The 9,775-nt window shown below is 48.8% G+C and carries 6 protein-coding genes; all 6 read left to right on the top strand.

The window, feature by feature from the left end; translation table 11 throughout:
* Nucleotides 1–190: 190 nt before the first annotated feature.
* The 6 genes from BLU57_RS09600 (at nucleotide 191) to BLU57_RS16570 (ending at nucleotide 9,775) form a co-directional block, all read left to right on the top strand.
* On the top strand, nucleotides 191–412 hold the full coding sequence (locus BLU57_RS09600) for a hypothetical protein (RefSeq protein ID WP_090319814.1): 222 nt from the start codon (nucleotides 191–193) through the stop codon (nucleotides 410–412).
* A gap of 79 nt (nucleotides 413–491) precedes the next feature.
* The gene (locus BLU57_RS16060) at nucleotides 492–653 is read left to right on the top strand and encodes a hypothetical protein (protein WP_176776407.1); all 162 of its coding nucleotides are present in this window, start codon (nucleotides 492–494) and stop codon (nucleotides 651–653) included.
* Between the two features lie 100 nt (nucleotides 654–753).
* Complete coding sequence (locus BLU57_RS16055; RefSeq protein WP_176776406.1) at nucleotides 754–927, top strand: hypothetical protein; 174 nt, start codon at nucleotides 754–756, stop codon at nucleotides 925–927.
* A 10-nt stretch (nucleotides 928–937) separates the two neighbouring features.
* Entirely contained in the window at nucleotides 938–1,762 is an 825-nt protein-coding gene (locus BLU57_RS09595; protein WP_090319810.1) for an alpha/beta hydrolase family protein, read from the top strand.
* A 240-nt stretch (nucleotides 1,763–2,002) separates the two neighbouring features.
* Nucleotides 2,003–2,440: a hypothetical protein gene (locus BLU57_RS09590; protein WP_143026957.1), complete on the top strand. Its 438-nt coding sequence runs from the start codon at nucleotides 2,003–2,005 to the stop codon at nucleotides 2,438–2,440.
* A gap of 9 nt (nucleotides 2,441–2,449) precedes the next feature.
* On the top strand, nucleotides 2,450–9,775 hold the full coding sequence (locus tag BLU57_RS16570) for a putative Ig domain-containing protein (protein ID WP_090319804.1): 7,326 nt from the start codon (nucleotides 2,450–2,452) through the stop codon (nucleotides 9,773–9,775).

Genomic DNA, 9,775 nt, shown 5'->3' with positions numbered 1-9,775 from the left:
TTTGATCCATAGGGCACGCCCGCCGTACGACACCATGATTGTATCGAAGTGTAGTGGCAACCAAATTCCTTCGATAATTGCTTCGGACATTTGCCCAATGCTACCAATTCCACCATCTGCTGGCGAAACTCCGCCGGGTAGGCTGGCTTGTAGTTTTGTGTCATCTTATTTCTCCTTTAAACAGAACTTAATGTGTCCGTTCAAAGGAGGCAACTCCAATTCAGTTTATTCCCAATTGGTGCCGAACCTGGAGCAGGAGCAGCTCAACAAACTGATGGATGCTTTCGGTTCGACCAAGGATGTCATTGGAGCATCCAATAGTAAAACGCTGGAATCCGCTGTTGATGCCTTGCGTGTCACTGTGTCGAAATTCCAAACCAAGGATAAAGAATCGGTAAACAATGCCCGTTAAATTCTGCTTTGATTGTAACTTGCTGCTGTGAGAGCGGGATTTTGTGAAGGTTATTACCCTATGCCAATAGAGGCGCTATATGAAAAAAATCGTTTTATTTTTGTTTGCATCATTGATCGTATATGCCACCTTTCTTACGGAAAAAGACCGGCTGGATAGGGAAGTTAAACGGCTGTGCGCAATAGATGGTGGAATCAAGGTGTATGAGACGGCGAAATTACCAGCTGAAAGATTTGATTAAAATGGGCAGATACGCGTACCGGCTAAATGGTTGGCTAAACCGGAAGATGAGTACTACTACGAAGGTTCTACAAATTATTTAATCAAGGGAAACCCAGCAGTTGCTGCAATTACGCACTTGGATGTATCGCAAATCTGACAATAAATTACTTGGCGAAAGCACGGTTTATATGAGACGTGGCGGTGGCATACCAGGGCCTTGGTATATGCCAGCGTTTATCTGTCCTCAAAAAACAGATGTGGATATGAAAGAGCAAATATTTATCAAGGAATGAGGAGAGAATTGTGAGTCAACAAGCTGAATATTATAAACAGGCAGAATTAGCTTTAGCAGTATATGGAAATTTTGCTACGAATGAGCCAACTCGGCAGGAATTAGTAGCCGCAGAATTTTCCGATAACCAAGCCCGCGCATTTGCCGATAGCTACAACGTAGTTGACCAATTCAACGATGCAGCTACAGGCTTATCAGCTACGGTGTTTGCCGATTCTGACAAAAATACCTTTCTTGCAGTCCGAGGTACCGAGCTTACTGATATCAGAGATTTTGCAACTGGGGTTTTTGACATCATGCTGTTTGGCAGTACGCAGCTGCATCCTCAATATAATAATCTTAAAACCAAGGTTACTGAATGGCTGGGAAACGGCACACTTTCTCCGACATTCACTGTCACCGGGCATAGCATGGGTGGTTTTCTGGCAACGGGTCATGTTAACGATCCTGATTTCGCCAGTAATGTTTCACATGCTTATCTCTACAACACACCAGGATTGGGTGGTTTTCTAGGACCTTCCATAAATACCGTGCTGGGTTGGATAGGTTTTGCCGAAGCATATGACCAATCGAAAATCAGTAATATCGAAGCGGCAACCGGTATCAGTCCAATTTCAGGCCTGGGTTTCGACGCCGTTTCCCCGATTGACATCATCATTGAAGATCAAATGGCATCGGATATTAGCGACCCTCTCGACGCGCGCAACCACAGCCAGCAAGTACTAACAACCGATAGCTTTAGCCGTCTATACCGTTTATTCCCAATTGGCGCCCAATCTGGAGCAGGAGCAGCTCAACAAATTGATGGATGCTTTCGGTTCGACCAAGGATATTAGCGGGGCATCCAACAGTAAAACACTGGAATCCTCTGTTGATGCGCTGCGTGTCACTTTGTGAAACCCGGCTCAACTTGCAAAAGAAAATTTTTCTTGTGTGTCCCTGTGTCGAAATTCCAAACCTGGAATAAAGAATCAATAAACAATACCCGTTAAATTCTGCTTTGACTGTAACTTGCTGCTGTAAGAGCAGCGGGATTTTGTGATGGTTATTACCCTATGCCAATAGAGGCCTGTTATATGAAAAGAATCATTTTATTTTTGTTTGCATCACTGATCGTATATGCCACTTTTTTTACGGAAAAAGACCGGTTGGATAGGGAAGTTAAACGGTTGTGTGCGATAGATGGTGGAATCAAGGTGTATGAATCGGTGAAGTTGCCAGCTGAGAGATTTGATCAGTATGGGCAGATATCAATTCCGTACAAGAAGAATGTTAAAGCTAGAGATGAGTATTACTACGAATCATCTACGGTTTACCTGATCAGAGGAAACCCAGAAATGTGGCGAAGCCACTATAGAGTGTATCGAGTATACGACAGCAAATTCCTCGGTGAATCAGTCGGCTATGCAAGAGTTGGTGGCGATATACCAGGCCCGTGGCATTCATCATCTTATAGTTGTCCTGACAAAGTAGATATTACTGATCTAAAGAAACAAATCTTTGTAGAAAACTGATAGGAAAAGATGATGAGTCAATTTGTCGAGTATTTCAAACAAGCTGAATTAGCACTTGCATCATATGCTCAGAATTTAATTTCCGGTGACCCATCTGAATTTGAATTAAAAAAAGCCGAATTATCTGCTAATCAAGCTCGTACTTTTGCCGAAACTTATCATGTCGTTGCTCAACATAACGATGTCACCGGCCTTTCTGTAACGGTATTTAGCGATAAAGTTTCTGGAGAAACATTTCTCGCCATACGTGGTACAGAAGAAGATGATTTAAGGGATTTATTGACGGATCTGATTAATATCACCTGGCTGGGTGATACGACGTTGCAACCGCAATATATCAGCCTCAAGCTTAAAGTTGCCGAATGGATCGAGAATGGAATACTTCCACAAAGTTTTACCGTCACGGGCCACAGTTTAGGTGGTTTTCTGGCGGCAGGGTTGGTCGCGGAGCCCGTGTTTGCTGATCATATTTCGCATGCGTACCTATTCAACGCTCCGGGTGTGGGTGGTTTTACAGGCTCCCATGCAGCAGCTTATGCGGTTCTGAATTTTCTTGGCGTTGCATCCACATACGATCAATCCAAAATCAGCAATATCGAAGCCGCAACCGGTATCAGTCCAATTTCAGGTCTGGGTTTCGACGCCGCTTCCCCGATTGACATCATCATTGAAGACCAAATGGCTCCGGATATAAGCAATCCTCCCGGCGCACGGAACCACAGTCAGCAGGTATTAACCGATGCTTTAGCTACCTATTCGGTTTATTCCCAATTGGCTCCCAGCCTGAATCAGGAACAACTTAACAAACTCATCGATGCTTTCGGTTCGACCAAGGATGTCAGTGGAGCATCCAACAGCAAAACGCTTGAATCCGCCGTCGATGCGTTGCGCGTCATTTTGCTGAATCCCGAGAATGGCAAGATTGCGCTCGGTGAAAATCAGAAGACGGAAACGGGCAATCGCGACAAGTTTTATGAGAATCTCTATGCATTACAAAAGAGTGACCAGTTTAAGGAATTAGCAGGCAAAGTTCAGTTGACACTGCTATCTGATCTATCCGCCAGCGCGATCATCAGCAAAATCGAAAGCAATGATCAGGATGGTTTGGCAACCCGCTTTGCGTTGCTCGCACTGAATCCTTTTATCTTGGAAGGAGAAAAGATTAATTACGGTGCTTTCAACACAAACGGTGAACTGGATCTCTTCAACCCGGATAGCGGCACGGGCACGTTGACTTCATCCTATCTGGTCGATCGCATGGCGATGTTGATGCGCAAGAATTGGTTCAATATCGAAGACAAAAACCCTCTGGATTCCTCAGCCTCATTTAGTTCAAGCAATCATAGCTATCAAAATATCAATGATTATTTTGAAGACGTAACCTCGGGTTACAAGATTTCGCAAGGTGAATTGTCAGGGAACACGCCGCGATATTTCTTCGGCGGTGAGAATGCGGACAATCCGGCCGCTTCCGCCGTTGAGGATCATCTATATAGCGGTGGGGGAGATGACACGCTGAAGGGGTTGGAAGGCAACGATTATTTGGAAGGCGGCGCGGGTTCTGATACTTATATCGTCAACCCTGGCGACGGCACCGATACCGTGCTGGATACCGACGGAATCGGAGCCGTTCAATTCGGCGCGGTGATTGTGCAAGGCAGAAGCGGTGTGACCGATAGCAAGGATTGGATAAGAAGCGGCGATACCTGGATGGATCAGAGAAACGATTTGGTCTATCTCCTCGCGGCTCAAGAAAATGGCAGCTATGACTTGTTCGTCAGTTTTGTCGGATCTTCCGGCAGTGCTAGGGTTCGGATAAAAAATTGGAACGATGGCAAGCTGGGTATTACCCTTGGTGATAATGCGCCCAACGATGCACCGGTATTGGATCGAATTATCGTAGGCGATTTGAAACCAGAGAAGCCGATTGATTACGATGAGCTCGACAACATTGTCGTCGGTTCTGAAGAAGCGCCGGATCGCGAGGATTTTTTATATGGCAGCGCCGAGAACGATCATATTCGCAGCCTCGGCGGTAATGACGAGGTCGACGGTAAGGATGGCAGAGATCGTATCGAAGGCGGAGCGGGCGAAGACATTCTGTCGGGTGGCGATGGTGATGATGTAATGCTGGGCGGTACCGATAGCGACATCATCCGGGGGCAAAAGAATAACGATAGGCTTTATGCGGAAACCGAGTATACCTTGGATGCCGCCTATACATTGAGCAACACTCAGACCGGAAGCGGTGAAAAAGGCGATTTGCTCGATGGCGGCGCAGGCAACGATACGCTCGTAGGCAATGACGGCAATGACATCTTGATGGGAGGTATGGGCAAAGATATTTTACTCGGGCTGGGTGGAGACGACATGATTGAGGGTGATCTCAACATCGAATCCTTCGACAGGGATTGGAAAATCAACCGCTCAACCAGCAGCAAGGATAATGTTACCACCTACACCCGGAAATATAACTTCGGCACATCACCCGCGGAGGTTGCCATGGCTGCCGGGGGTGATGACGTTATCGCGAGCGGTAGCGGGAAAGACTGGATTTTTGCGGGAGGCGGTAACGATTCGATTGACGGCGGTGCCGATAGTGATGTTATTTTTGGGGAAGCGGGCAGCGATACCATTCTTGGGCGGGATGGCGATGATGTATTGCAAGGGGATAATTCTCCAGAGAGATTGGATGCATCCTTACATGGTAACGATTTTTTAAATGGCGGCGGCGGCAATGATGCGCTGACGGGCGGTGGAGGTTCCGATTATCTTGCTGGTGGAGCGGGCATGGATGTGCTCATCGGTGACGACAAAGGAATTCCGTTACCCTATCAGGGCGATGATTTTCTCGATGGTGGTGCCGACGCCGATCGGTTGATTGGTGGCGGAGGTAAGGATACGCTGGCCGGTGGCGCAGGAAACGATGAGCTATACGGCGGAGCAGGCGATGATACCTATCTCGGCGTTGAAGAAGGCGATTTGATCAACGATCTGGAAGGAAACAATATCATCATGTTGGCCGATACCGGCAGCAGCGGAATACCGGCGGGCGCGCTGGCCAGATTGAGTGATACTGCGGTAAATTCCGGCGCGCAATCGCCGAATACACCATCGGCGGTGACATGGCTTGGCGATTCCGGCGTATTGCGTGTTTCCTTGGGAAATGACGGAGCGCTTGATCTGCGCAACGCGCTTTACGGTATGGCGGCACAAATCCAATTTGACCATGGCAACAATTCAATCAGCCTGGAGACTTGGGTCAGCGAGAACTTGCGTGAGGCGGTAGTGTTGGATTTGTCGTCCATTACGGTTGACTCCGGACAACCGGTGGTACAAGCCTACGGCGGTGCAGGCGCGGATTTCATTCAGGGTGGCGGCAACAACGACAACCTCAAAGGCTACGGCGGCAACGATTTCCTGTTAGGCGATACCGGCGATGATCTGATTACCGGTGGAACGGGGAATGATGCGTTATTCGGTCAAGTCGGCAATGATACATTACAAGGCGGCGCCGGTGCCGATCGCTATACTGGGGGCGGTGGCACGGATATTTATTCTTTCAATCGCGGCGACGGTGCCGATACGATTACCGCAGCGGCCAGCGAAGACGCAGCTGGCGATGAAGTTCAACTGGGTACCGGTATCGCCGCAAGCGATCTGCGTTTTTTTGCATTGGCGGACGGCAGTTTGCTGATGCGTATTGGAGATACGCAAGACAGCATACTGTTTGAAAGCTGGTTTAACCAAGGACCGAATACTTCAGCGCTGCGGTTCAGCGATCATTCGTTGCTGAATGCCAGTGAGGTCGGTGCGCTGGCCGAGAGCATTCTCGGCGGAACATCGAGCGATGATAATTTGCTGGGCACGATTGCGGATGACCGCATGGAAGGCAATGCAGGCGACGACACGCTCGACGGTAGCGCGGGAGACGACATACTCATCGGCGGCGAGGGTACCGATACTTATCTTTTCGGCTGGATGTCGGCGGGAAACGATGTGGCAGTGGAAGTGGCCGATGGCATGAGCATCGTAGCGCTGACGGAAGGTGTGATGCTGGCCGATCTGCGGCACGAGCGGATAGGCAATGATTTGGTCCTGACATTGCACGGCGGTGGTGCGGCGTTAACGTTGCAGGATTATTTTGTGTCACCGCATATTTGGACCATTCGTGAAGAAAACGGAGCAGTAATCAATATCACCGACTGGCTCACGGCGTCTGAATCCGATACCGATATTACGCAATTACAAGCGGATTTCCTTGATACCGCGCGTGCGCAATGGGTCAACGATTTGTTAAACAGCCGCTTTCAAGCGGATTTTGGCACTTATGCGCGAATAGACGATGCAACTTACCGTGCTGAATCGGTGGCTGCCTCTGAAACAGAAATTGTGCTGCAACATTTTGCGTTACTGGATACCGCCGTCGATACCGCTGTCATCCAGCGGCAATCGGACAGTTCCGATGATTCCAGTACTACAACCGATCTGATCAATGCCTCGCTTCCTAGTGCTCCGGAGGCGAATCCATCCTCCGAGCGGAAGTTTATTCCGATTGCCGAATGGGGGCGGCTACTAAAAGAATTGGGTGCGACAGGTACCAGCACCGAGGGACTGGTACTGGTTTACGATAACGGCGTACTCATCGGTTTCATCACCGGTGGTCAAGCCGCAACATCGTCAACATCCGGTGAGCTTCGGGATTACTGGCAAACCACAACAACCATCAACACGCAGGTCGAGCGCATTCAAGGCGGTGACAGCGATAATGTCATCATAGGTTATAAATACGGTAACGGTTATCAATATAACGATGGATATGGGCAAAGCGATATTGCTTTGGCCAGTGAAATTTCGTTGATCGACGGTGGCGGTGGTGACGATACGCTCTATGCATCGGGAAAAATCGCGTTAAATAATGAAATGTATTACTTCACCGATGTCGCGCCGAATATCGGCGGATTTCTTTATGGAAACACCGGTAACGATACGTTATATGGTAACTATGCCCGGGATACCTTGGCGGGTGGTGATGGGGATGATTTTCTCGATGGTAAGTTCAGTCAGGATACCTACGTCATACTGGCAGGAGAATCCGGTTTCGACACGATTTGGGATACGGGGACGCAGCTGTGGCAAATCGGAAGCAACGGAGACAAGGACGGTGTTAGCTCACACTTGAATGACACGTTGGAAGCGAAACCGGTTGCGCAGGATGTATTGCGTCTGGCAGGTATTAACCCGGGCGATATTGCCGTCACACCGGGGCAACGGGTAGTTGAAGGGGTACGCGCCGTCCGCTATGAAGGAAATGAGCCGAGCGATATTGAGACTCTCTACAGCCAAACCACACACGCTACGATCGTTTTGTCATGGACGGGTGGCGGCGTTGAAATTGTACTGCCGAATTCGATCGATCTGCCCGGCATGGGATTGGAACGCATACAGTTTGGTGACGGTTCAGAACTGACTATGCCGGAATTGATCGCACTGGCCGGTTCCGCACTCATAATTGATCCGCAGGAAATGAATAATCACATCGCCGGCAGCAACGGAAATGATGTGATTTATGGTGAAGGCGGCAACGATACGTTGGCAGATGGTGACGGTGACGACATTCTAAATGGTGGCGCGGGCAACGATATCCTCACGGGCGGGACGGGAAGTGACACCTATTTGTTCGGTAAAGATTCCGGTCAGGATATGATCGACAGTGAGGACACGACCGCTGGAAAGATCGATTCGGTGTTGTTTGATGATGGTATTACACCGGACCAAGTGCGCGTCAGTCGTTCCGGCAATGACTTGATACTGGCCCTGATAGGCACCTCGGATACTCTTACAATCCGCAATTACCTGGAAAATGAAGGTATTAATCCATTTTCTGTCGAACAGATCCGGTTTAACGAAGACGGCGTCATCTGGGATCCGGCAACAATTAAAACAAAACTGGAGAGCAACAGAGCGCCCGAGTTATCCATTGCTCTTCCCGATCAAAAAGCAACCAAGGGAAATATCTTCAGTTACACCGTGGCTCCGGATACATTTGCCGATCCGGATGATAGCGACATGCTCACTTTCAGCGCGGCATTAGCTGATGGCAGCGCCTTGCCGTCATGGCTCGATTTTGACCCGGAGTCACTGACATTCAGCGGTACGCCTGATTCCACCGGTCTATTGAGCGTGCAGGTAAGCGCAAAAGATACCGGTAATCTGATCGCTGCGGATACTTTCGATATTGATATTAGTGACTTGGAGCTGACGAGCAACGGCACATCGGGTGCTGACAAGTTGATTGGCAGTAACGGCAACGACATACTCAACGGTTTGGGCGGTAACGATAGTTTGACTGGCGGTGCCGGTAATGATCGTCTGAATGGCGGCGCAGGTAACGATAGTATGGCGGGTGGAACCGGTGATGATGTTTATACCGTCAATAGCGCATTGGATATCGTGATGGAAAACTTCGGTGAAGGCACTGACACCGTTCGATCTTCGATTAACTATACACTGGGCGCCAATGTGGAAAATCTCCATTTGACCGGCACTGGCGTGATCGAAGGAACGGGCAATGAACTCGATAATGAATTGACCGGTAATAGTGCCAGCAACATGCTTACGGGTAATTCAGGCAACGACAAGCTGGATGGCAAAGAAGGGAGCGATGAACTGATCGGCGGCAGCGGCGACGATGTATATGTAGTCGATAACGCGGGCGATTTGATCATCGAGTTAAGTGCTGAGGGAATCGATAAAGTCAGATCGAGTGTCAGTTTCACATTAGGTGCGAATATTGAAGACCTTGTCCTGACCGGTAGTGCAGCGATTAATGGAACGGGTAATGAAATGAACAATGTTTTGACCGGCAATAGTGCTGGCAACACATTGCAAGGTGAAACCGGTAATGATCGTCTCAACGGTAAGGAAGGCGCCGATATCCTAATCGGTGGAAGCGGTAACGATGTCTATATCTTTGGACGGAATTATGGAATAGATACTTTGATCGACCATGACTCTGCGCCGGGTAATTTCGATACCGTGCGATTCCTCCCCGGCATTAGTGTGGATCAGATATGGTTTCAGCGGGCAGGTAATAATCTGGAGGCAAGTGTTATAGGAACAATGGATAAAGTAGTGATCGACGACTGGTACCTCGGATCGGTTAATCACATCGAGCGTTTTAAAACCTCCGATGGTCTGACGTTACGAGATTGGCAGGTGGATGATCTGGTCAACGCGATGGCAGATTTCGCTTTACCTGACTTGGGAGAAACCATTCTGCCGCCTGATTACGCATCGATTCTAAGTGCTACCATAGCATCGCACTGGGGCTAA

Source organism: Nitrosomonas oligotropha (assembly GCF_900106555.1).
GTDB lineage: Bacteria > Pseudomonadota > Gammaproteobacteria > Burkholderiales > Nitrosomonadaceae > Nitrosomonas > Nitrosomonas oligotropha_A.
This window is presented reverse-complemented; position numbering and strand designations above follow the sequence as displayed.